The 21,689-nt window shown below is 44.4% G+C and carries 22 protein-coding genes and 1 other RNA gene; 6 read left to right on the top strand and 17 right to left on the bottom strand.

Translation table 11 applies throughout. The annotated features are described in order from the left end of the window. Positions 1–72 precede the first annotated feature (72 nt). The 4 genes from CVP04_RS04605 to CVP04_RS04590 are packed head-to-tail and all read right to left on the bottom strand — an operon-like array spanning position 73 to position 2,171. A complete protein-coding gene (locus CVP04_RS04605) occupies positions 73–369 on the bottom strand; it encodes a YciI family protein (RefSeq protein WP_100296347.1) in 297 nt (98 codons plus the stop codon). Positions 370–390: 21 nt separating this feature from the next. Beyond that, complete coding sequence (yciA, locus tag CVP04_RS04600; RefSeq protein ID WP_100296346.1) at positions 391–849, bottom strand: acyl-CoA thioester hydrolase YciA; 459 nt, start codon at positions 847–849, stop codon at positions 391–393. A 13-nt stretch (positions 850–862) separates the two neighbouring features. Then, entirely contained in the window at positions 863–1,399 is a 537-nt protein-coding gene (locus CVP04_RS04595) for a septation protein A (RefSeq protein WP_100296345.1), read from the bottom strand. 1 nt (position 1,400) lies between these two features. Continuing rightward, a complete protein-coding gene (locus CVP04_RS04590; RefSeq protein ID WP_100296344.1) occupies positions 1,401–2,171 on the bottom strand; it encodes a hypothetical protein in 771 nt (256 codons plus the stop codon). A 293-nt stretch (positions 2,172–2,464) separates the two neighbouring features. On the opposite strand from CVP04_RS04590, the gene CVP04_RS04585 reads away from it, so the two are divergent. Then, complete coding sequence (locus tag CVP04_RS04585; protein WP_100296343.1) at positions 2,465–3,124, top strand: OmpW/AlkL family protein; 660 nt, start codon at positions 2,465–2,467, stop codon at positions 3,122–3,124. 97 nt (positions 3,125–3,221) lie between these two features. On the opposite strand, the gene argA is transcribed toward CVP04_RS04585, so the two are convergent. Together argA and CVP04_RS04575 are read right to left on the bottom strand one after the other, a co-directional pair. After that, positions 3,222–4,541: an amino-acid N-acetyltransferase gene (argA, locus tag CVP04_RS04580; RefSeq protein ID WP_100296342.1), complete on the bottom strand. Its 1,320-nt coding sequence runs from the start codon at positions 4,539–4,541 to the stop codon at positions 3,222–3,224. A gap of 145 nt (positions 4,542–4,686) precedes the next feature. Beyond that, entirely contained in the window at positions 4,687–4,950 is a 264-nt protein-coding gene (locus CVP04_RS04575) for a GrxA family glutaredoxin (RefSeq protein ID WP_100296341.1), read from the bottom strand. A gap of 137 nt (positions 4,951–5,087) precedes the next feature. On the opposite strand from CVP04_RS04575, the gene nfsA reads away from it, so the two are divergent. The 3 genes from nfsA to ycfP all read left to right on the top strand — a co-directional run bounded on the left by nfsA (position 5,088) and on the right by ycfP (position 7,415). Further along, the gene (gene nfsA / locus CVP04_RS04570) at positions 5,088–5,822 is read left to right on the top strand and encodes an oxygen-insensitive NADPH nitroreductase (protein ID WP_100296340.1); all 735 of its coding nucleotides are present in this window, start codon (positions 5,088–5,090) and stop codon (positions 5,820–5,822) included. A 6-nt stretch (positions 5,823–5,828) separates the two neighbouring features. After that, on the top strand, positions 5,829–6,752 hold the full coding sequence (locus CVP04_RS04565; RefSeq protein WP_100296339.1) for an ATP-grasp domain-containing protein: 924 nt from the start codon (positions 5,829–5,831) through the stop codon (positions 6,750–6,752). A 123-nt stretch (positions 6,753–6,875) separates the two neighbouring features. Then, positions 6,876–7,415 (top strand): alpha/beta hydrolase YcfP, encoded by a 540-nt coding sequence (gene ycfP / locus CVP04_RS04560; RefSeq protein ID WP_100296338.1) that lies wholly within the window; start codon positions 6,876–6,878, stop codon positions 7,413–7,415. A gap of 47 nt (positions 7,416–7,462) precedes the next feature. Here ycfP and CVP04_RS04555 read toward each other — a convergent pair whose 3' ends face one another. Both CVP04_RS04555 and tesB read right to left on the bottom strand, forming a co-directional pair. Further along, positions 7,463–8,332, bottom strand: a complete 870-nt coding sequence (locus CVP04_RS04555; RefSeq protein ID WP_100296337.1) for a ferritin-like domain-containing protein — start codon at positions 8,330–8,332, stop codon at positions 7,463–7,465. 8 nt (positions 8,333–8,340) lie between these two features. Then, the gene (gene tesB, locus CVP04_RS04550; RefSeq protein WP_100296336.1) at positions 8,341–9,210 is read right to left on the bottom strand and encodes an acyl-CoA thioesterase II; all 870 of its coding nucleotides are present in this window, start codon (positions 9,208–9,210) and stop codon (positions 8,341–8,343) included. 128 nt (positions 9,211–9,338) lie between these two features. Here tesB and ffs point away from each other — a divergent pair. Continuing rightward, an RNA gene (gene ffs / locus CVP04_RS04545) (signal recognition particle sRNA small type) lies at positions 9,339–9,437 on the top strand. A 23-nt stretch (positions 9,438–9,460) separates the two neighbouring features. Here the strand turns inward: ffs and cydC are convergent. The 4 genes from cydC to CVP04_RS04525 form a co-directional block, all read right to left on the bottom strand. Further along, a complete protein-coding gene (gene cydC / locus CVP04_RS04540) occupies positions 9,461–11,209 on the bottom strand; it encodes a heme ABC transporter ATP-binding protein/permease CydC (RefSeq protein WP_100296335.1) in 1,749 nt (582 codons plus the stop codon). Further along, complete coding sequence (gene cydD, locus CVP04_RS04535; protein ID WP_100296334.1) at positions 11,209–12,972, bottom strand: heme ABC transporter permease/ATP-binding protein CydD; 1,764 nt, start codon at positions 12,970–12,972, stop codon at positions 11,209–11,211. Before cydD ends, cydC begins: the two co-directional genes overlap by 1 nt. Before the next feature lie 103 nt (positions 12,973–13,075). Then, positions 13,076–14,029: a thioredoxin-disulfide reductase gene (trxB, locus tag CVP04_RS04530; RefSeq protein WP_100296333.1), complete on the bottom strand. Its 954-nt coding sequence runs from the start codon at positions 14,027–14,029 to the stop codon at positions 13,076–13,078. A gap of 77 nt (positions 14,030–14,106) precedes the next feature. Further along, complete coding sequence (locus tag CVP04_RS04525) at positions 14,107–14,958, bottom strand: co-chaperone YbbN (RefSeq protein ID WP_100296332.1); 852 nt, start codon at positions 14,956–14,958, stop codon at positions 14,107–14,109. A gap of 191 nt (positions 14,959–15,149) precedes the next feature. Between CVP04_RS04525 and CVP04_RS04520 the strand changes: the two genes are divergently transcribed. Beyond that, positions 15,150–17,081 (top strand): ABC transporter ATP-binding protein, encoded by a 1,932-nt coding sequence (locus CVP04_RS04520; protein WP_100296331.1) that lies wholly within the window; start codon positions 15,150–15,152, stop codon positions 17,079–17,081. Positions 17,082–17,149: 68 nt separating this feature from the next. On the opposite strand, the gene CVP04_RS04515 is transcribed toward CVP04_RS04520, so the two are convergent. The 5 genes from CVP04_RS04515 to rsxD all read right to left on the bottom strand — a co-directional run bounded on the left by CVP04_RS04515 (position 17,150) and on the right by rsxD (position 21,629). Beyond that, entirely contained in the window at positions 17,150–18,514 is a 1,365-nt protein-coding gene (locus tag CVP04_RS04515; RefSeq protein WP_100296330.1) for a sodium-dependent transporter, read from the bottom strand. Positions 18,515–18,628: 114 nt separating this feature from the next. Then, the gene (gene nth, locus CVP04_RS04510; RefSeq protein ID WP_100296329.1) at positions 18,629–19,264 is read right to left on the bottom strand and encodes an endonuclease III; all 636 of its coding nucleotides are present in this window, start codon (positions 19,262–19,264) and stop codon (positions 18,629–18,631) included. Continuing rightward, positions 19,261–19,974, bottom strand: coding sequence for an electron transport complex subunit E (locus tag CVP04_RS04505; protein ID WP_100296328.1), 714 nt, complete (start codon positions 19,972–19,974; stop codon positions 19,261–19,263). Before CVP04_RS04505 ends, nth begins: the two co-directional genes overlap by 4 nt. A gap of 12 nt (positions 19,975–19,986) precedes the next feature. Further along, a complete protein-coding gene (rsxG, locus tag CVP04_RS04500) occupies positions 19,987–20,610 on the bottom strand; it encodes an electron transport complex subunit RsxG (protein ID WP_100296327.1) in 624 nt (207 codons plus the stop codon). Beyond that, positions 20,610–21,629, bottom strand: a complete 1,020-nt coding sequence (gene rsxD, locus CVP04_RS04495) for an electron transport complex subunit RsxD (RefSeq protein ID WP_423738289.1) — start codon at positions 21,627–21,629, stop codon at positions 20,610–20,612. The genes rsxG and rsxD overlap by 1 nt, the downstream gene beginning before the upstream one ends. Positions 21,630–21,689: the final 60 nt, after the last annotated feature.

The raw sequence follows: 21,689 nt of genomic DNA, 5'->3' as shown, positions 1-21,689 counted from the left end.
ATCGAAAAACGAATTTATCCGTTGCACGAACAAATTCGCTTCGGAAACGGGAAGTCGAAAACCGGCTTGCGTTTAAAATACTTTCTTAAAAGGCTTAATGATAACTTCGCCGTAAACGCCGGCTTCAACGTAAGGATCGGCGCTTGCCCATTGTTTTGCCGCCTCTAAACTGTCGAATTTAGCGATAACCGTTGAACCGGTAAAACCGGCTTCGCCCGGATTTTCATCGTCGATTGCCGGATTCGGGCCGGCGGTTAATAAACGATCTTCTTGTTGTAATTGTTTTAAACGCGCGAGATGTTGTTCGCGCACGGCTAAACGTTGCGCTAAGGTGTTCGGTTTGTCTTGGGCAAAAATAACGTAATACATACTAGCTCCTTTATTTGGGGATTACTGACAAGTTAATTGAGATAAAGCGCGGTCTAATTCGGGATTATTTTCGCGCGGAATAGTGCGGGATTTACCTGCCTTATCGACAGCGACGAAAGTGAAAATCGCTTCGGTGACGCAATAACGCTCTCCGATCGGTTCGCTCGCCACTTTTTTCGCCCAGACTTCGATTTTAATTTGAACGGAAGAACGACCGACTTTGACGCATTGTCCGTAGCAGCACACCACATCGCCGACGGCAATCGGGCGGATAAAGGTCATACTGTCCACTGCGACGGTCACGACGCGTCCGTGCGCGATTTCTTTGGCTAAAATCGCACCGCCCATATCCATTTGCGACATAATCCAACCGCCGAAAATATCACCGTTGGCGTTGGTATCGGAGGGCATTGCCAAGGTTCTTAACAATAAACTGCCTTTTGATTGGCGACCGGTATTCGTTTCAATAAAATCCGACATAGTTTTTCCTTAATCATTCGTCCGTTTTCGGAAGGTAACGATAAATATATACGCCGCTGAGTAGGGTGGCGACAAGCGTCATTCCCAGAATGCCGAAGGTTTTAAAATCAACCCAAATGTCATCGGAAAAATAACGACTGATAATTATGTTAACCAACATACATAAGAGAAAAAAGCCGACCCAAGCGAGATTGAGTTTTTCCCATACCGCGTGCGGTAATTGGATTTCTTTGCCTAATAATTGCTTGATTAGCGGTTTTTTGAAACCGAATTGGCTGATTAATAAGGCTAAGGCGAAAACGGCGTACACCACGGTGACTTTCCATTTCAAAAATTCCAGTTCGTTGAAATAGGCGGTCAGCGTGCCGAAAAAGACGACGGCAACGCCCATAATCAGTTGTTGTTTTTCAATTTTGCCGTATTTGAGTTTTAACACGATTAGTTGAATTACCGTGGCGATAATCAATGTTAACGCCGCTTCGCGGATACCGACTAATTTATACACCGCAAAAAATAAAATCAACGGGATAAATTCTAAAAGTTGCTTCATATTATGCCTTTTGAATAAATAACGAATAAAAACGATAAGTAAATATCAAGGAAAAAATATTGATCACCGCACTGATTAAAGCAATTAACACATCAAACGGCATATTGCCGCCGAACGCCGCTAAATTTCTCACCAGTAACGGCAAGGCGAAATAAATTAATAGCGTATAAATAAAGAGTACGGCGGTTCGCTTAAATCCGCTCAGCCATACGGTTTTGATGGTTTCCGAAACGCCGACCGGACGTACCAAATAATGCACCGTGGTTAAATTTAACCGAATAAACACGAAAATTCCCAGTGTAATGGCGAATAAAGAAAAAATGGACGGCGAGGTTTTGTTAAACATTGCAACAAAAATTTCGATCACGCCGATAATCATTGGGAAAACGGTAATCAAGTTAAGAAAAATCAAACCGGGTAAGCGTTTGAAAGTACGCAATAAAGTATCGCCTAATGCCGGCGTGCGGCGTTCGCTTAATTGATGAAAGGTTAAAATGCCCCACGCGGAAATAAAGAACGTGAGGAACAGTTGGGCGAAGCCTAATACGGCAATGTCGTCACTGACTGCAACATTTGCCAATAATTCCGCAGCGGCGGGATCCGTCGCTTGATTAAGTGCGGTCTCTATTTGCGGAGAAATTTGTTTTGTCACTAAGAAATTAATTGCCAAAGAAACCGCGAAGAAAATTGCGATAAATTGCGCCGTAATCGTTCGTTGATTACGCATAAAATTCAGGCTGTCTTGAAAGATTTGAGTGAAATTAATGGGCATTTTTTCCATCCGAATTGTGAATAAAATGTAATGTCTCATTATACAATGTTTGTTATAAAATGCATAAAAAACCTCATTTTTGCGCTAGATCAAATTATCCCTTTGTTAATTAAATGAAAAATCTGAAATTTTTTTGAAAAAATGATTAACAAATTTTTAAAAATTTGATCTGGCTCACGAAAACGCTAATCATAAAGTGGTATATTTCTTTCCGTCTGAAAGACACAACTTTTATGAGGGTATTGAGAACGCCTGTCTCATTAAATCTAAAAATTAATATAGAGGAATTGATTATGAAAAAAACTGCATTAGCATTAGGTATGGCGGCGGCATTAGTAGCAGGCGCGGCAAGCGCACACGAAGCGGGAAGTTTCATTGCGCGCGGCGGTCCGATTTTAGTTATCGCTAATTCGCATTCTACAACCAAAACCGCGACGGAAATCGGTTTGGATGTAAATAATAATGCGCAATTAGGTTTAACCGCCACCTATATGTTAACGGACAACTTAGGGGTTGAGTTATTAGGTGCAACACCGTTCTCTCACAAAATTACGGCAAATATTCCCGCACTTAACGCGAATTTAGGCGAAGTGGCGAAAGTGAAACATTTACCGCCAAGCCTTTATTTACAATATTATTTCTTAGATAAAGATTCCGGCTCTCGTCCTTATGTGGGCGCGGGTTTGAACTATACGCGTTTCTTCAGCGGTAAATTAACTTCCACCGGTGAACAAGCGGGTATCACCGATTTACAAGTGAAAAAACACTCGTTCGGTCCGGTATTGAATGCGGGTATTGATATTAAATTAACCGATAATTTATATTTGAATACCGCAATGTGGTACACCCATATTAAAACAACTGCAAAATTCAGCGCCTTGGGCGGCGATCACGAAGTGAAAATCAAACTTGATCCGGTTATCTTCTTTGCCGGTTTAGGTTATCGCTTCTAATTCCGATAAGGAAAGAAAAGAAAGGCTTATCTTCGGATAAGCCTTTTTTATGCTTTTTTATCGCTCGGCGAAATCGTTCACCGAGCAATGGAGCAAATTAGATCTCGGCATCCAAATCTTGAATCAAGATTTTGGAACGACGTTGATAATTATAATTCTCACGCTTGTATTGCGGCAAATCTGCCACGTCGGCAAGGCGGAAACCGCGTTCTTGGAACCAATGGACGGTGCGCGTGGTCAACACGAATAATTTCGCGATATGGGCTTCGCGCGCACGTTTTTGGATAGCTTCCAATAAAATATCGCCACGCGACGAATTGCGATAATCCGGATGCACCGCCACGCACGCCATTTCCGCCATATTTTCCGCCGGATAGCGATTGAGCGCCGCACAAGCAATGATCACGCCGTCGCGATCGATAATGGTGTAATTGGCGATTTCCATTTCCAGCTGTTCGCGCGAACGTTTGACTAAAATACCTTGCTGTTCCAACGGATGAATCAATTCCAATAAGCCCGGGATATCCGCAACGGTAGCGATACGAATTTCTTCGGAACTTTCCATCGAAAGCTGCGTTCCAACCCCGTCACGGGTAAAGAGTTCTTGTAATAAAGAACCGTCCTCCACATAACTTAATAAATGCGATCGTTTAACGCCGGCACGACAAACGTCGATTGCTGCCTGTAAAAAACGTGCTTGCGAGCTATGATATTGATCTTTCTCGATTAATTCTTGCAAATGCATTGCGGCATCTTGCGGCAGTAAATCGGAAATGGTTTCTTGTCTTTCATTCAAGATCCCTTGTGTCGGCGAAAAACCGATCAATTTTTCCGCTTTCAGTTTAATCGCCACTTGCGTCGCCACTTCCTCAAAAGGCAAATTGAAGGTTTCGCCGGTGACGGAAGGCGCAATCGGGCCAAGTAACACAATAGAATCCCGTTCCAGCTGTTGCTTAATGTTATCCGTATCAATACGACGAATTTTGCCGCTCAACATATAATCCACACCGTCGTCCACGCCGATAGGTTGGGCGAGGATAAAATTACTACTAACGACGTTAATCACCGGCGAATGCGGCAAACGTAAAGAAAGACGGGAAGTGATGTCGTAATTTAATTTTCCCACCGCCTGTTTCACTAACTCAAGCGTGCGCGGATCGGTGATACGAATATTTTTATGATAATGGGTTTCAAGTTGATGTTCTTGTAACAAATCGTTAATTTGAAAGCGAGCGCCGAAAACGATCACCAGTTTAATCCCTAAACTGTGAAGTAGGCTTATGTCACTGATAATATTGATAAAATTCGGGCAAGCAATGGTATCGCCGTCAAGCATAATGACAAAAGTTTTGCCACGGTGCATATTGACGTAAGGCGTCGATTGTCTGAACCACTGGACTAATTCTGTGCTGCGCATATTACTCTCTTTATATAATTATTCATTTTATATGAATTTATATTCATTTAAAAAAATATGCAAGTAAATTTTTATGCGTTGAAAAAAGAGGCAGGGTAAAACCGAAAGTGCGGTGAATTTTCACCGCACTTTGTGAGAAACGTGATTAAGCAACCACGTTGAATTGTGCTTTCATTAGCGCTTCGAAATCCGTGCAACCGCCGATTGGTTTTTCATCAATGAAAATTTGCGGCACGGTTTCCACCGGTTTACCGACGGAAGCGGATAAATCCGCTTTGCTGATCCCCTCGGCGATAATATCTACATAACGATAATCAAAATCTTCGAGGGTGGTTTTTAATTTTTCCGCTAAGTTTTTAGCACGCACGCAATAAGGGCAGCCGGGACGACCGAAAATCACGACAAACATAATAAGTTTCCTTTTGTTGGTTATTCATTCCCGTCCATTTTACCCGATTAAATAAAAAAGCATAAAGCGTTTTTCGACATTGTTGCGATTGGTATAATGTATTAAAATTCACTCATTGCATTTCACGGAAAACGACTATGACAAATCCTGTATCCACATCTGAAACTTTAGATTGTATTTTATCTCATCGCTCCATTCGTCGCTTTAAGCCTGAACCGATTGACGTCGATATTATTCATAAATTGGTTGACGCGGCGCGTTTTGCGTCCACATCGAACCATTTGCAGTGCGTATCCATTATTCGCGTGACGGATCCGCAGCTGCGTGAGCAATTAATGACGTATTGTTCTAATCAAGAATATGTCAAAAGTGCGCCGGAATTTTGGGTATTTTGTGTGGATTTTCAAAAACATAAACAAATTTGCCCGCAAGCACAGCTGGATTATATCGAAGTGTTACAAATCGGCGCGGTGGATACCGGTATTATGGCTCAAAACGTGCTGTTGGGCGCAGAAAGTTTAGGACTGGGCGGCGTGTTTATCGGTTCGTTACGCAATGCAATGGCGGAAGCGGGCGAACTACTGAAATTGCCGCAACATACTTTGCCGATGCTGGGATTATGTCTAGGCTATCCGGATCAAGATCCGCCGTTAAAACCGAGATTGCCGCAAGACAGTCTATTTTTTGAGAATGAATATCGTCCGTTGGATGAATCAATTTTGGCGCAATATAATGCGGAAGTCGCCGATTATTATCGCGAACGTAGCGGTATTGATATGGATTGGTCGCGTAATGTGATTAAAAGTTTAGCTCGCCCGGTGCGCCCGCAGGTGTTAGATTATTTACATAAACAAGGTTTTGCGAAAAAGTAGGTCGCTATGAAACTGTTGATGCTATGCCGAGAGCCGCGATTATATAGTTGCCAACGTTTGAAAGAAGCGGCGGAAAGCAGCGGACATCAAATCGATATTTTGGATCCGAATCGCTGTTTATTAAAACTGTCGCAAAACGCACCGCACTTTCGCTTGTATTATCAGGCAAATGCGGACGCCGAGCCTTATTTGTTGCCGGATTATGACGCCGTTATTCCGCGTTTCGGCTCCGCTAGCACGAAAATGGGCTGTGCGGTGTTGCGTCATTTCGCAGCGCAAAACGTGCCTTGTTTAAACGATGAAACGGCATTTTTTCAGGCGCGCGATAAATGGCTGAGTTTGCAATTATTAGCGCAACAAGGCATTGCCGTGCCGGATTCCTTATTGCCCGGCAATGAATTTCAGGCGGCTCGTGTGATGAATTATGTAACCTCACCGACCATTTTGAAAACGCTGAACGGATCGCAAGGTATCGGAGTGATTTTAGCGGAAAAAGCCCAAAGTGCGGTCAGTATTTTGGAGACCTTAACCCATACCGACGTGCCGGTGTTATTGCAAGATTTTATCGCAGAAGCGCAGGGCAGTGATTTTCGCTGCTTTGTGATTGGCGATCGCGTGGTGGCGACAATGCGACGCAGCGGGCAAAATGGCGAATTTCGCGCAAATTTTCATCGTGGCGGTACGGCGGAAAAAGTGCAATTAAGCGACGAAGAAAAAATGATCGCCCTACAAGCGACGCGCATTTTGGGATTGGACGTCGCTGGTGTTGATTTAATTCGTTCCGCAAGAGGATTATTGGTGTTGGAAGTGAACGCCAGCCCGGGATTGGAAATGATCGAAAAAACCAGCGGCATTGATATCGCACTTCAAATGATCGCATTTTTAGAGAAAAAAGTGCGACTTTTGCAACAAAATGCGATGGAAAAATAAACGTCCGAAAATGTAAAAGTGCGGTGGAAAAATCGTAAATTTTTTGTTTTAATAGACTACATTAAAAAGACGGGCGGTTAAAGACCCGTCGCAATCAACATCAAAAGAAGTAAGGAGCGGTCAATGATTATTTATTTACACGGTTTTGACTCCAGCAGTCCGGGCAATTACGAAAAAATTATGCAGCTGAAATTCATTGACGACGATGTGCGCTTTGTCAACTACAGCACGTTACATCCTCGCCACGATATGCAATTTTTATTAAATGAAGTGCACAAATTGGTTTCAGAAAGCAAAGACGAAACCCCGTTAATTTGCGGTGTCGGTTTAGGCGGCTATTGGGCGGAACGAATCGGTTTTCTATGCGGCATCAAACAAGCGATTTTTAACCCGAATTTATTCCCTTATGAAAATATGACCGGCAAAATCGACCGACCGGAAGAATATGAAGATATTGCCACAAAATGCGTAGAAAATTTCCGCTTAAAAAATAAAGGAAATTGTTTGGTCTTTTTATCCACGCAAGATGAAGTGCTGGATTCCAACCGCAGCGCGGAAACGCTTTCACCGTTCTATGATGTCGTCTGGGACGAAAATGAAACCCATAAATTCAAAAAAATCGCCCATCATTTACAGCGTTTAAAAGTTTTTAAGGTTGAGTAAGAAGTAAAAAAACAGGCGAAATGCCTGTTTTTTTACTTGAGCACATCTTATTTCAAATAAGATTTAATAGTTTGTTCGATTTGGGCGATCCAATCCAGTTCATATTGCGTGAAGCCGGCTTGGAGGCGGGCGTTGGTGTTGATGGCGCCGCGGAAAATTACAATACGATATTTGCGTAATAATTCGCCGAAACATTCCATTGCATCAAGTCCTCTTTGTTTGGATAGGGCGTGATACCAATGATTGCCGATGGAAACGTGGCCGATTTCATCGCGCAGTACGATGTCTAAAATGCGGACGGCGGCAAAATCTTTGCGTTGTGCGATTTTTTCTTGTAAAACCGGTGTGGCGTCTAATCCTCTGGCTTCTAATACGCGCGGCACTAACGCCATTCGTTCCCAAATATCGTGTGCGGTGGCTTGCGCCATTTCCCATAAACCGGCGTGACCTTCAAAATCACCGTATTGATAACCCAAAGTGATAAGATGTTGATTGATCAAGGTAAAATGCGTGCTTTCTTCTCTGGCAACGCGTAGCCAATCTCGTACGAAAACGGCACCTTCGCCCAATTCTTGCTGCGCGGCGCGCCCGAAACGCCAAGCGGCATCCAAGCCGAGATTAATGGCATTAAATTCAATGTGCGCAATGGCGTGCAAGGTGGCGGCGTAGCCTTCTTCGCTGGCAAAAGAACGTTTCGGCACGTCTTTCGGCGCGACTAAATGCGGTTTCGGCGGAATGCCCGCGATATCTTGTGTCGGTACAACTTGCGGAAAATCTTCCGTTTCATTGAATTGAATATGCGGCAAGATATCATCATATAAGCTATTGACTAAACGGCATTTTTCGGCGGGATCGGTTTCTTTTAACGCCTCAATGACCAGATCCCATAAATATTGTGGTGTGTAAAGTGCGGTCATTTTTTTCTCTATTTCGGTTGAGTATAACGGATTAAGCCTTCTTGTTGCGTCGTGGCGATTAGTCTGCCTTGTCGGTCGAAAATTTGCCCGCGTGCAAGTCCTCGGGCGCCGTAGGCATTATTACTTTCGATTGCATAAAGCAACCAATCGTTTAAATCAAACGGGCGATGAAACCAAATGGAATGATCAATAGTGGCGACTTTCATTCCGGATTGTAAAAATCCGGTTTCGTGCGGATGAAGTGCGGTCAATAACGGATGAAAATCGGAAAAATACGCCAATAAACATTGTTGAATTTTAGCATTTTGCGGCACTTCGCCGTTACTTCTCACCCAAGCATATTGCACCGGCGGCAAGGAAAGCCCTTTAAAAGGATTGTTGATGTATTTGGTGCGAATATCAAAAGGACGCTCCGCGGTAAATTTATCGCGGATATTTTCCGGAATATATTGCGCCAATTTTTGCAACACCACGGTTTCTTCGGTGAAATCTTGCGGCGCGCCGATATTTTCCGGCATTTGACTTTGATGATCAAAGCCCGTTTCTTCCGTTTGAAAAGATGCGGTAATGTGGCAAATGGGCTCGTTATGTTGAATGGCTTTAACGCGTAATGCGGTAAAATTACGCCCTTCGCGCAAGGTTTCGACATCATAAATAATCGGGTGCTGGCTGTCACCCGGCGATAAAAAATAAGCGTGACAGGAATGTAGAAGACGATCTGTCGGCGCCGTTTGAATGGCGGCGGAAAGTGCTTGAGCCACCACTTGACCGCCAAAAACTTGGCGTAAGCCGAGATCTTGGCTTTCGCCGCGGAATAAAAAATCGTCGATTTGTTCAAGTTGTAATAATCGAATGAGTTTATTTAATACGTCCGACATTGTGTTTCCTTCTTTTATTAGTCTATTCTTTAATCGCTTAATACCGGCGAAAAGGGAAAGATTTGCAATCACTGCCGCCTTATTGCATAATGTACGCCTTAACTGTTCCAGTTAATTCAATGGAAACCTCCTCGGTTCCTCGCAATGGCGTCCGGTTTACCCGGTCAGGTTCGGAAGAAAGCAGCCAAAGTCGGAATTGCCGTGTGCCGAGATCAAGCCGGGGAGGTTTCCGCCCGACTTTTCTTTCCTGTTATTCGATTCTCGCCGCTAATTGTTTAAAGAACCCGTTTTCTTTCGCGATCAATTCGGCATAAGTGCCTTGTTCGATTAAACGGCTGTTATCAATAATACAAAGTTGATCGAATTGTTCGATCGCGGTCAGACGGTGGGTTACCATCACCAATGTTTTATTTTCGCTGTGCGCCAAAATAAGGCGTAGAATTTGCCGTTCGGTTTCACGATCCAAGCCTTCCGTCGGTTCGTCGAGTAAAAGAATCGGCGCGTTATTCAGTAACACGCGCGCTAATCCCAAACGGCGCTGTTCGCCGCCGGAAAGCGGACGCCCGCCGTCGCCGAGCCATAAATCCAAGCCTTGTTCTTGTTCGAGCAAATTGCTTAAACCGACTTGTCGTAAAATTTCGATCATTCGTTCATCGCAAATTTCTTGTGCAGCAGCGATTTGCAAATTATTGCGTAAGGTATCGCTGAAAACGTGAACGCGTTGAGTTAAAAAGCAAACGGCTTGTCTCAAACTTTGTTCCGAATAAGCTTGAATCGGTTCGCCGGCGAATAAAATTTGCCCTTGTTGTGGATCGTAATTACGCACCAATAGTTGCAATAAGGTCGATTTTCCGCTGCCGGTTTTGCCGAGCACGGCGATTTTTTTGCCGGCTTTGATGTCGAGGGTTAAGCGGTTTAATGCCGCCTCTTGTCGTTCCGGATAACAAAATTCAAGATCACGGATTTCAATGTCTAGTGCGGTGTTGCCAAGTGCGGTGTTTTTTTCAAGTGTTTTTGTTCCGTCAAAATGGACTAAGGGCGCTTGATTCATTAATTCGCTCACCCGCTGTGCAGACGCGACGACTTGCCCGATGTGCAAAAATGCCGCGCCCAAGGGCATTAAAATTTCAAAAGCAGCAAGGGCGGCGAAAGCAAATAAAGCGACGAATGCGGCTTTATAGTCCGGTTGTGCGAAATCTGCGGTGGCGGCAAACCAGAGCGTAATTGCGACGATCAATCCGTTGGCGAATAACAAAAGTGCGGTGGATAATCCGGCTAAATTGGTTTCCCGTTGCTGATAAGCCTGCCATTGTTGTTCCGTTCGGGTTAATTGTTGTTTCAACGGACGTTCTGCGTCAAAGAGTAATAATTCCGCTTGCGCTTGAATAAACTCTACGAATTGTGTGCGATATGCGGCGCGCGATTGTGTCAGGCGCTCGCCGAATGTGGTACCTAAATAATAAAATAAGCTTGGCACGATCAAAAGCAAGCAGAGCAGTGTTGCGCCGATAAACAACGCAAGATAACGATTAAATAAACTTAAGCCGATCGTCAGAAATAAAATCACGCAAATCGCGCTGATAAAAGGTGCGATTAAGCGCAAATATAGGCTGTCTAAGGTATCAACGTCGGCAACTAAGCGATTGAGTAAATCGCTGTTGCGATAACGGTTAAGCACCGCCGGACTGAGCGGGATGATTTTGCTGAACACGGCGACGCGTAATTTGGCTAATACGCGGAAAGTGGCGTCGTGCGTGACGATTTTCTCAAAATAACGGGCGACGGTGCGACCGATAGCTAATCCGCGCACACTGGCGGAAGGATAGAAGAAGTTAAATAACGAACCGACACCGGCGATTGCCGTTGCTGCAAGAAACCAGCCGGAGACCGTAAGCAACCCGATACTGGCGGCGAGTCCGGTTATCATTAATACCAGCCCTAAAAACAGCACGAATTTTGCTTGTTTGAATAAGCGTAAAAAAGGGAATAAGACACGCATTAATTAATATCCTGTTTACGTTGAGCCAATAATTCGGCGAAGAAACCTTGATGTTGTAATTGTTCGAAATGACCTTGTTGCACAATTTCGCCTTGGCGCATCACCAAAATCAGATCGCATTGCTTCAAATCTTCGATTCGGTGCGTGATCATCAGTGTCGTTTGTCGGCGACTGATTTGTCGTAAGGCTTGCAGCACTAAGTTTTCCGACTGTGCGTCAAGGCTTGCCGTCGGTTCGTCCAACAGTAACAATCGACCTTTGCGTAATAAGGCGCGCGCCACGGCAAGACGTTGTGCTTGTCCCACCGAAAGCCCGATGCCGCCTTCTTTAATTTCGCTGTCTAAGCCGAGTTTATCGGTAAATTCCGTCGCTTGCGCTTGAGCTAGCGCTTGGGTGATTTCCTGTTCACTCGCTTGAATGTCGCCTAATAATAAATTTTCGCGAATCGAACCTTGTAAAAGTAACGGATTTTGCCCGACCCAAGCGATGTTCTTGCGCCATTGAATGCGATCCAACGTATTCAGTTCGATACCGTTAATGGTTAAACTGCCTTGATATGATAAGAAACCGAGCAGCACATTAATTAACGAGGTTTTGCCCGCGCCGCTTTGCCCGACTAAAGCGATGTGCGCATTGGACGGAAGATAAAAATTCAGCGGTCGGGTCAAGGCTTGTCCTTGCGGTGATAAAATCACTAAATTTTCCGCGCGAATTTCCACCGCACTTTGATTGTCCGGCAATCGTGCTTGCGCTTGTTGAGTATTGAAAGAAGGTTGTTCGAGAAACTCCACAATGACATCCGCCGCGCCGATACCCGCCGCACGATCGTGATAATAGGTGCCGAGATCGCGTAGCGGTTGATAAAATTCCGGCGCTAAGGTTAAACAAAAGAAACCGGCAAAGAGCGTAATCGGCGTGCTGTAGGCGCCGAAATTAATTTCACCTAAATAGCTGAAACCGAAATAAACCGCCATTAAGGCAATGGAAACGGAGGTGAAAAATTCCAATACGGCGGAAGATAAAAACGCTATTTTTAACACGTCCATTGTGGTTTCGCGGAATTCTTCCGTGCTGTCTTCGATGTGTTCGGTTTGTTCTTGCGCGCGATTAAATAAACGTAAGGTTTCCAATCCGCGCAATCGATCGAGAAATTGTCCGCTTAAACGGGCAAGGGTAGCCATATTTTTTTGGCTGCTGTCCGCCGCGGCGATACCGACTAAAATCATAAAAATCGGCACCAACGGCGCGGTGAGCATTAAGATTAATCCCGCCGCCCAGTTAATCGGGAAAACGGCGATTAAAATCACGACGGGCACGATAACGGAAAGCGCTTGTTGCGGCAAATAACGGGCATAAAAATTATGCAAATTTTCCACTTGTTCCAGCATTATGGTTGCCCACGCGCCTGCCGGTTTGCGGTTGATGACCGCAGGGCCCACTTGATGAATTTTATCGAAAATTTGTCGGCGTATAATTTGACGTAAATTTTGACCGCACTTAAAGCCGATTTTCTCACGCGCCCAAAGGATGAATGCGCGCAACGCAAAGCCGACAATCAAGCCGATAAAATGAGGGAGCAGTTCCTCACGCGCGGTGCCGACGATAATCAATTCGTGCAATAGCGTGGCGAGTAAATAAGTTTGCGCCACTAAAATCAAAGAGGAAATGCCGGCAAGTAAAATATTCAAACCGAGTAATTTTTTGATCGGTTTTTGTTGAGTTCGCAACCATTGTTGTAGATATTTTTGGCGAGCTTTATCCATAAATGCGTTCTTTATTTGAGTGATAACGGAAAATCGGGCGTTAATAAAATATACCGCGCGATTAAAGTGCGGTATATTTTATCGTAGTTTTCAGATGAGACGTTTAGGCTTGTACATCAAGAAAACGTTCTGCATCCAACGCCGCCATACAACCAGTTCCGGCAGAAGTGATCGCTTGGCGATAGTTGTGATCCATTACATCGCCGGCGGCAAACACGCCTTCCACGGAAGTTGCCGTCGCATTGCCTTCCAAGCCGGATTTCACCACGATATAACCGTTTCTCAATTCAAGTTGATCGGCGAAAATTTCCGTATTCGGCGCGTGACCGATGGCAATAAATGCGCCGTCTAATTTTAAATCTTCCGTTTGTTCGGATTGAGTATCTTTCAAGCGCACGCCGGTTACGCCCATATCATCACCCAACACTTCGTCCAAAGTGCGGTTGGTATGCAGAATAATTTTGCCTTCTTCCACTTTTTTGTTTAAGCGATCGATTAGGATTTTTTCTGCGCGGAAACTGTCGCGACGGTGAATCAAATGCACTTCCGAAGCAATATTCGCCAAATATAAGGCTTCTTCCACCGCCGTATTGCCACCGCCGACCACGGCAACCGGTTTGTTACGATAGAAAAAACCGTCGCAAGTGGCACAAGCCGAAACGCCGCGACCTTTATAAGCTTCTTCTGAAGGCAAGCCCAAATAACGCGCGGAGGCGCCGGTGGCGATAATTAGCGCATCACAACTGAAAGTTTGTACATCGCCGTAAAGTTTGAACGGACGAGAAGATAAATCGACGCGATTAATATGATCAAAAACGATTTCCGTCTCGAATTTTTCCGCGTGTTGCAGCATCCGTTGCATTAATTCCGGCCCGGTGGTATCGCCGAAATCGCCCGGCCAGTTTTCAATTTCCGTTGTGGTGGTTAATTGACCGCCTTGTTGCAAACCGGTGACCAAAACCGGTTTCAAATTGGCACGAGCGGCATAAATCGCGGCGGTATAACCGGCAGGGCCAGAACCTAAAATCAATAATTGACTGTGTTTAATCTCAGACATAAAGAATCCTTGGTTAAGATGTTATAAAAATGTTTCTTCACATAGCCTTATTATAGATCGTTTCGTAATTAAATCTATTAATAGAGAAGCGAATACAGCAATCGGCGATATTTATTAGTAATCGGATCCGTCGCACCGATAGCGCTCAAAATAGCAAGAAATTGTTGTTTTACTTCACCGTTTTCGGCGCCGAGATCTTTTTTCAGAATATCGAACAGTAAATTTAACGCATCTTCGTTTCGATTGGCTTGATGTAATTGAACGGCAAGTTTTAACGCGATTTCCGCCGTCGGATTTTTCGCGAAATCCGCTTGCAACTGTTGAATTTCCGGCGTATCCGCCGCTTTGATTAACAGCTCGATTTGCGCTTGCAAACCTTGCCAACGGCCGTCACGGTCTTGCAACGGAATTTGATTTAAAATTTCTTGCGCCGGCTCGACACGTTTAATCGCAATATAGGTTTCCGCATAAAGCAAGGCAATATCGCTGTTTTTCTTATCCGATAGCTCCCACGCCTCTTTCAGCAACGGCAGCGCCGAGTTGTAATCTTCCGCTTGTAAGAAATCCAACGCCAAATTAAATTTGATTTCTTCCTCTTTCGGCAAAATTACGCTTAAACGCTGTTGCAACAAATCCTCCTCAAGCGCACCTTGAAACGCATCCAACGCCTGTCCTTGTTTGAATAAATAAGTCGTCGGCAAGGCTTGAATCCGAAACTGCGCCGCAATCATTTGCTCGGTTTCGCAATTAACCTTCCCTAAAACAAACTGACCTTGATATTTCTCGGCATAACGCGATAAAAGTGCGGTGAAATCCACCGACGTTTGATGACTTGGCGCATAAAACGCCAATACTAAAGGCACAGTCTGAGACTGTTGAAGAATCTCCGTAAGATTTTGTTCATTAATTTCAATAATATAGCTCGTCATATCGAATCCTGATTAACATAAGTTACGCAGAATTGTAACAAAGTGCGGTGGGTTTGGAAAATGTTTCCTTGGGTAATGTGAAATTAGCCAGAAAGCCGATTAAAGATTGCGCCGACTCTTTTGAATGGCTACAAAACTCCCCCTAAAACTGTTAAAATTTCGTGTAATTTTATTTGAATCAGGAATGTGTTGTGGCATTAATTAGTTTAACGAACGGGTATCTTTCTTTTAGTGATCATCCTTTGCTGGATTATGCGGAATTGCATATTGAAGCGGGTGAGCGGGTTTGCTTGGTCGGGCGGAATGGTGCGGGTAAATCGACGTTAATGAAGATCTTAGCCGGTGAAACGCAGATGGATGACGGGCGTTTGCAGTTCGAGCGGGATTTGGTCGTGTCGCGCTTGGAGCAAGATCCGCCGCGTAATGCGCAGGGAAATGTGTTTGATTACGTTGCGGAAGGCGTCGGGCATTTGGCGGAATTGTTGAAAGAATATCATCATATTTCCCTTGCATTGGAACAAGATTACAGTGAGACCCAACTTAATCGCCTGGCTCGCGTTCAAGCGCAACTTGATCACGCGGACGGTTGGCGTTTTGAAAGCAAAATTAAGGAAGTGTTGGCAAAATTAGCCTTAAATGCGGATACGTTGTTGTCCGAATTGTCCGGCGGCTGGTTGCGTAAGGCGGCGTTGGCGCGGGCGTTGGTGTGTGATCCGGATGTGTTGTTATTGGATGAACCGACAAACCATTTGGATGTGGATGCGATCGAGTGGTTGGAAGAATTTTTGTCAGGCTTTGCAGGCAGTATTGTGTTTATTTCCCACGACCGTTCATTTATTCGCAAAATGGCGACGCGAATCGTGGATTTAGATCGTGGTAAGTTGGTTTCTTATCCGGGTGATTACGATGTGTATTTAACCACGAAAGAAGAAAATTTACGCGTAGAAGCCTTACAAAACGAATTATTCGATAAGAAATTGGCACAAGAAGAAATTTGGATTCGTCAAGGCATTAAGGCGCGCCGCACGCGTAATGAAGGGCGTGTTCGGGCGTTAAAAGCGCTGCGTGAAGAACGTCGTCAACGGCGAGATGTACTGGGCACGGCAAAATTGCAAATCGATCATTCCAGTCGTTCGGGCAAAATTGTGTTTGAACTGGAAAATGTGAGTTATGAAATCGAAGGCAAAAAATTGCTCGATAATTTTTCCACGACTATTTTACGCGGCGATAAAATTGCTTTAGTCGGGCCGAACGGTTGCGGAAAAACGACCTTTATTAAGTTATTGCTCGGTGAAATTCAGCCGACATCGGGCAGTGTACGTTGCGGAACTAAGTTGGATATTGCCTATTTCGATCAATATCGGGCGGATTTGGATCCGGAAAAAAGCGTAATGGATAATGTTGCCGACGGGAAACAAGACATTGAGGTAAACGGGGTAAAACGTCACGTTTTGGGCTATTTGCAGGATTTTTTATTTCCGCCTAAACGTGCAATGACGCCGGTGAAAGCTTTATCCGGCGGTGAACGCAACCGTTTGTTGTTGGCAAAATTATTGCTGAAACCGAATAATTTATTGATTTTGGACGAACCGACCAATGACTTGGATGTCGAAACGCTGGAATTATTGGAAGAAATCTTAACGGATTATCAAGGCACGTTATTGATTGTCAGCCACGATCGTCAGTTTATTGATAACACGGCGACGGAATGTTATATGTTTGAAGGCGACGGCGTGTTGAATAAATATGTCGGCGGATTCCACGATGCGAAACAGCAACAAACCAATTATTTTGCCGTAAAAGCAGAAAATGCGGCGAAAACACCAAGTGCTAAAAAAGAAAGTGCGGTGGAAATTAAACCGATTTCGGCGCCGACGGTTAAAAAAGCGGTTAAATTATCTTATAAAGAACAGCGGGAATTGGAACAGTTACCGCAGTTATTGGAAGATTTAGAGCAAAAAATTACCGCACTTCAAGAGGAAATCGGTTCGCCGGAATTTTTCCAAGGTTCTCGCGATTACACTTCGGCAATATTGCAACAATTAGCCGATACGGAACAAGCCCTTGAGGACGCCTTTATGCGTTGGGAAGAACTGGAAGAAAAGAAAAACGCGATGAAGTAATCCGAATTTAACGGAGAAAAGCTTAAAAAACCTAAGAACCGAAATGATTCTTAGTTTTTTTGTTTGTCTTAAAATAAGTTACTAACGAAAATCACCAAAATAATCAGCGGAACGACAAATTTGACATAATTGAACCAAATTGTCGAAAAGGTGGAATCCGGTGTGGCGGACAATTCTTTTTTCGCATCATCTTTTAATACGAATCCGACGAAAACGGCACAACCTAATGCGGTTAATAAGAATAAAATATTGCCACTGACATAATCGAAGGCATCGAAAATGCTTTTTCCGAAGAATGTAACGTCTTTTAGCACATTGTCGCTTAAAATAGACGGAATGTTTCCGAACAAGAAAATACCGCCTAAGGTTAAAATGATCGCTTTGCCGCGGCGCATTCTGAGTTTTTCTTGAAGTGCGGTGATAATAACTTCATAAATAGTAATTGAAGTCGTTAATGCCGCGATTAATAGCAAGCCAAAGAAAATAATCGCAAAGAATCGTCCCGCCCATAAATGTGAAAATACAATCGGCAAACTTTGGAACACCAATGTCGGGCCGGCGTTCGGTTCGATACCGAAACTGAATAGGGAAGGGAAGATCATAAAGCCGGCAAGTACGGCGATAATCGTGTTGGTGAAACCGGTGATAACGGCGGTTTGAATTAAGTTTTCTTCTTTGCTGAGATAGCTGGAAAGGGTGATCAAAACACCGAAACCTAAACTTAATGCGAAGAATACTTGTCCCAACACCATAATAAATAATTGCGGGGTGATTTTAGAAAAATCCGGTTTGAGATAGTAAATAATCCCTTCCGCCGCGCCGGGCAAGGTTACGTTTCGAATGACCATACCGATTAAGAAAATAAATAACAACGGCATTAAATATTTTACCGAACGTTCGATACCGCCGATGATGCCTTTGGCAAGAATAATATAGTTGACGGCAACAAACAGGAATGTGTAAAGGGTGATTTCTAACGGACTGTTGGTAATATGCAGATCATAGAAATCTTTTGCCACATCTTTGGTGATGGTTTGGGAAATATCTAAATTGCCGGTGATCAAATTGATGATATAGCTGATCACCCAGCCGCCCAGCACCATATAATATGCCATAATCCCGAAAGCACCGAGTAATCCCATATAACCTAAGATTTTCCAGTATTTCGAGATATTTTTACCTTGCAATTTATCACCGAAGGCGTCAATGGAATTGACTCTTAAACGGCGTCCGATTACGTTTTCAACCAAGATCATCGGGATACCGATAAGGATCATTGCGAGACAAAAGAGTAATACATACGCGCCACCGCCGTTTTCACCGACCAAATAAGGAAAACGCCAAGTGGCGCCGAAACCGACGGTTGCACCCGCAACGGTAAGTACATAAGTTAATCGACTCGACCAAGTTTGTCTTTCTGTTTTTTTCGTCATAGTTTATTGAATGTCCGTTTGTAATGAATGGCTATTTATAGCATATTTTTTTCAAACTTTCTTGGCTTTAACGCAGAAAATTTCAAATAATAAGGCAAATAAATAGTTTTACAGTTAATTATCCGTTTTTTCTTTATATTCGCAAAGATCTTCGATAATGCAAGAGCCGCAGCGCGGTTTTCTTGCGATACAGGTATAGCGTCCGTGCAAAATCAGCCAATGGTGCACATTCACTTTAAATTCATCGGGGACGACTTTGAGTAATTTTTCTTCCACTTTCAGCACGTCTTTGCCCGGCGCGAAACCGGTGCGGTTGGCAACGCGAAAAATATGCGTATCCACGGCAATGGTCGGGTGCCCGAAGGCGGTATTTAATACTACATTTGCGGTTTTTCTGCCGACGCCTGCCAAGGCTTCCAGCGCTTCGCGACTTTCCGGTACTTCGCCTTGATGTTTTTCCACCAAATCGCGGCAGGTTTTCATAATATTTTCCGCTTTGCTGTTATATAAGCCGATGGTTTTGATATAGTCTTTCAGTTTATCCAAACCGAGATCCAAAATGGCCTGCGGCGTATTGGCGACGGGAAACAGTTTGTCCGTCGCTTTGTTGACGCCTTTATCCGTAGCTTGCGCCGATAAAATCACGGCGATCAATAGCTCGAAAGGTGAATTATAGCGGAGTTCGGTGGTCGGCGTCGGATTGTTATCGCGCAGCCGAGTTAAAATTTCAATGCGTTTCTGTTTATTCATTTTTTTCGCTGATCAATGAGGTTTTTTACTGCCAAAATAATGCCTAAACCTAAGAATGCACCCGGCGGTAAAATGGCGAGTAAGAAATTATTGTCCATATGAAAGAGTTCAAGGTGTAAGCCGTTCGCCCAATTTCCCAATAAGTTTTCAATGCCGATAAACAGTTTTCCCGTGCCGACGATTTCGCGAATCGCGCCCAGCACAAACAAACTGAAAGTCATTCCCAAGCCCATTGCGAAACCGTCGAATAAAGACAGTAGAACGTCATTTTTCGAAGCGAAGGCTTCGGCTCGCCCGATAACGATACAATTCGTCACGATAAGCGGAATAAAAATACCTAGCGATTGATACAACGTATAGGTGTAAGCGTTCATAATCAGTTGCACTAGGGTGACGGTGGTGGCGATAATCATCACATAAATCGGAATTCGGATTTCGTGCGGAATTTGTTTGCGGAACAGCGAAACCACCGTATTGGTACTCATCAATACGATAATTGTCGCCAAGCCCAAACCCAGTGCATTCGTCGCCGTATTGGACACCGCAAGCAACGGACAAAGCCCTAATAATTGCACTAAAGTCGGGTTATTGTGCCAAAAACCTTGTTTTAATAAATTTGCCCAAACCGAAGGTTTTTCCGCCGTTTCAAGGGGGGCAGAGGATTGATGTTCGGGTAAAGTGCGGTCAATTTCCGCGTGATTTTCTCTCATAATAATTCCGTTTTACTGATGATTTTCCGCTTCAAGTTGGGCAAGATTTTCCGCTAAGATCAAAGCGGAACGTTTCACTTGATTGACCACCGCACGCGGCGTAATGGTTGCGCCGGAAAATTGATCGAATTTCCCGCCGTCTTTTTTTACCGCCCAATCTTGTAAGTTATCCGAAGTGATTTTTTGTTGCGTGAAACTCAAAATCCAATCGGAAACGCGGGTTTCGATTTTATCGCCCAAGCCGGGAGTTTCTTTGTGTTCGATCACGCGCACGCCTAAAATTTCCTTTTGCGGCGTCATACCGACTAACAAACGAATATTGCCCGAATAGCCGTCCGGTGCAACGGTTTCGTAGGCGTAGGCAGTAATTTGATTTCCTTTTTTCGCCGTACAAATTTTGCCGATACGCACGGCTTGCAACGCCGCCGAATTCGGCGCGCGACAGGAGGATAGTAGATCGTTGTCATAATATTGCGGCGGAATCACTTGAGATAACAAGGCGATTTGTTGTTTTGCCACGGCGCTGTCGATTTTATCTTTTGTTAGAAAATACACGCCGGCGGAAAGTGCGGTGCAAATCAGCGCAATAATGGAAAGCAATAAGCCGTAACGAGCGGAAATTTTTGCCGATTGCATTATTTCCCTCCTTTTTTGAAATGACCGCTTACGCGCGGGCGGGTGTAATAATCGATTAGCGGCACGCAAATATTACCGAGTAATACGGCAAAGGCGACGCCGTCGGGATAACCGCCGTAAAAGCGAATCAAGCAAACCAAAATACCGACTAAAGCACCGAAGATTAACTTCCCTTTCGGTGTAATGGAGGCAGTGACGGGATCCGTCGCAATGAAAAATGCGCCGAACATCGTTGCGCCGCTAAACCAATGCCACAGTGGATTCGGTGCGAAAGCCAACAGATTTTGCACAAAACCGAACAAAAATATCACCGCTAAAAAAGCCACGGGAATTTGCCAATGGATGATTTTTTTCCAAATTAAGAACAACCCACCGAGTAAAAAGAACGCGTTGACCTGCGCCCAGCCTTGACCCTCGGCAATGGCGCCGAACGGCAGTAACGAACCGAAAATCGGCGAATGTGCAATATCGCTTAATGCCGCGCCACTTTTTATGCCGGTTTTTACCGCATCTAACGGCGTGGCTTGAGTAATGCCGTCAATGGCGGCGGTAAGTTGGTGTAAACTAAATCCATCGGTGCTGAAGCCGGTGAAAATTAACGCATAAGCGTCGGCAAATGTCGGCGGCTCGTTAAGCAACTGAACCGGCGGTAGCCAAGTGGTCATTTGTAACGGGAATGAAATCAACAAAATCACATAGCCGACCATTGCCGGATTGAATAAATTTTGTCCTAGTCCGCCGTAAACGTGCTTGGCGAAAATCACGGCGCAAAAGGTTCCGATCAAAATTACCCAATAAGGCGCATAAGGCGGAATGGCAACCGCGAGAATAAGTGCGGTCAAAATTACGCTAAAATCCGCAATATAAAATAATTTCGGCTTATGGCGTAATAGGGTGACGATAAATTCCAAGGTCAGCGCCAAACCGACGGCAAGCGCCGCTTGAATCAGCACGCCGAAACCAAAATAATAAATTTGCGCAATAATTGCGGGAATCATTGCGATAATCACCCATAGCATAATGCGAGCGGTAAGCTTGCCCGAATGCGTATGAGGAGAACTGATCATTTTAAACATTTA

The sequence above is a fragment of the Caviibacterium pharyngocola genome (assembly GCF_002795405.1).
In the GTDB taxonomy this organism is placed as follows: Bacteria; Pseudomonadota; Gammaproteobacteria; order Enterobacterales; family Pasteurellaceae; genus Caviibacterium; species Caviibacterium pharyngocola.
This window is presented reverse-complemented; position numbering and strand designations above follow the sequence as displayed.

Excerpts from the sequence above, each read along its gene's own strand:
- CVP04_RS04605 (WP_100296347.1), bottom strand. The coding sequence starts at position 369 with ATGTATTACGTTATTTTTGCCCAAGACAAACCGAACACCTTAGCGCAA.
- yciA (WP_100296346.1), bottom strand. The coding sequence starts at position 849 with ATGTCGGATTTTATTGAAACGAATACCGGTCGCCAATCAAAAGGCAGT.
- CVP04_RS04595 (WP_100296345.1), bottom strand. The coding sequence starts at position 1,399 with ATGAAGCAACTTTTAGAATTTATCCCGTTGATTTTATTTTTTGCGGTG.
- CVP04_RS04590 (WP_100296344.1), bottom strand. The coding sequence starts at position 2,171 with ATGCCCATTAATTTCACTCAAATCTTTCAAGACAGCCTGAATTTTATG.
- CVP04_RS04585 (WP_100296343.1), top strand. The coding sequence starts at position 2,465 with ATGAAAAAAACTGCATTAGCATTAGGTATGGCGGCGGCATTAGTAGCA.
- argA (WP_100296342.1), bottom strand. The coding sequence starts at position 4,541 with ATGCGCAGCACAGAATTAGTCCAGTGGTTCAGACAATCGACGCCTTAC.
- CVP04_RS04575 (WP_100296341.1), bottom strand. The coding sequence starts at position 4,950 with ATGTTTGTCGTGATTTTCGGTCGTCCCGGCTGCCCTTATTGCGTGCGT.
- nfsA (WP_100296340.1), top strand. The coding sequence starts at position 5,088 with ATGACAAATCCTGTATCCACATCTGAAACTTTAGATTGTATTTTATCT.
- CVP04_RS04565 (WP_100296339.1), top strand. The coding sequence starts at position 5,829 with ATGAAACTGTTGATGCTATGCCGAGAGCCGCGATTATATAGTTGCCAA.
- ycfP (WP_100296338.1), top strand. The coding sequence starts at position 6,876 with ATGATTATTTATTTACACGGTTTTGACTCCAGCAGTCCGGGCAATTAC.
- CVP04_RS04555 (WP_100296337.1), bottom strand. The coding sequence starts at position 8,332 with ATGACCGCACTTTACACACCACAATATTTATGGGATCTGGTCATTGAG.
- tesB (WP_100296336.1), bottom strand. The coding sequence starts at position 9,210 with ATGTCGGACGTATTAAATAAACTCATTCGATTATTACAACTTGAACAA.
- cydC (WP_100296335.1), bottom strand. The coding sequence starts at position 11,209 with ATGCGTGTCTTATTCCCTTTTTTACGCTTATTCAAACAAGCAAAATTC.
- cydD (WP_100296334.1), bottom strand. The coding sequence starts at position 12,972 with ATGGATAAAGCTCGCCAAAAATATCTACAACAATGGTTGCGAACTCAA.
- trxB (WP_100296333.1), bottom strand. The coding sequence starts at position 14,029 with ATGTCTGAGATTAAACACAGTCAATTATTGATTTTAGGTTCTGGCCCT.
- CVP04_RS04525 (WP_100296332.1), bottom strand. The coding sequence starts at position 14,958 with ATGACGAGCTATATTATTGAAATTAATGAACAAAATCTTACGGAGATT.
- CVP04_RS04515 (WP_100296330.1), bottom strand. The coding sequence starts at position 18,514 with ATGACGAAAAAAACAGAAAGACAAACTTGGTCGAGTCGATTAACTTAT.
- nth (WP_100296329.1), bottom strand. The coding sequence starts at position 19,264 with ATGAATAAACAGAAACGCATTGAAATTTTAACTCGGCTGCGCGATAAC.
- CVP04_RS04505 (WP_100296328.1), bottom strand. The coding sequence starts at position 19,974 with ATGAGAGAAAATCACGCGGAAATTGACCGCACTTTACCCGAACATCAA.
- rsxG (WP_100296327.1), bottom strand. The coding sequence starts at position 20,610 with ATGCAATCGGCAAAAATTTCCGCTCGTTACGGCTTATTGCTTTCCATT.
- rsxD (WP_423738289.1), bottom strand. The coding sequence starts at position 21,629 with ATGCTATGGGTGATTATCGCAATGATTCCCGCAATTATTGCGCAAATT.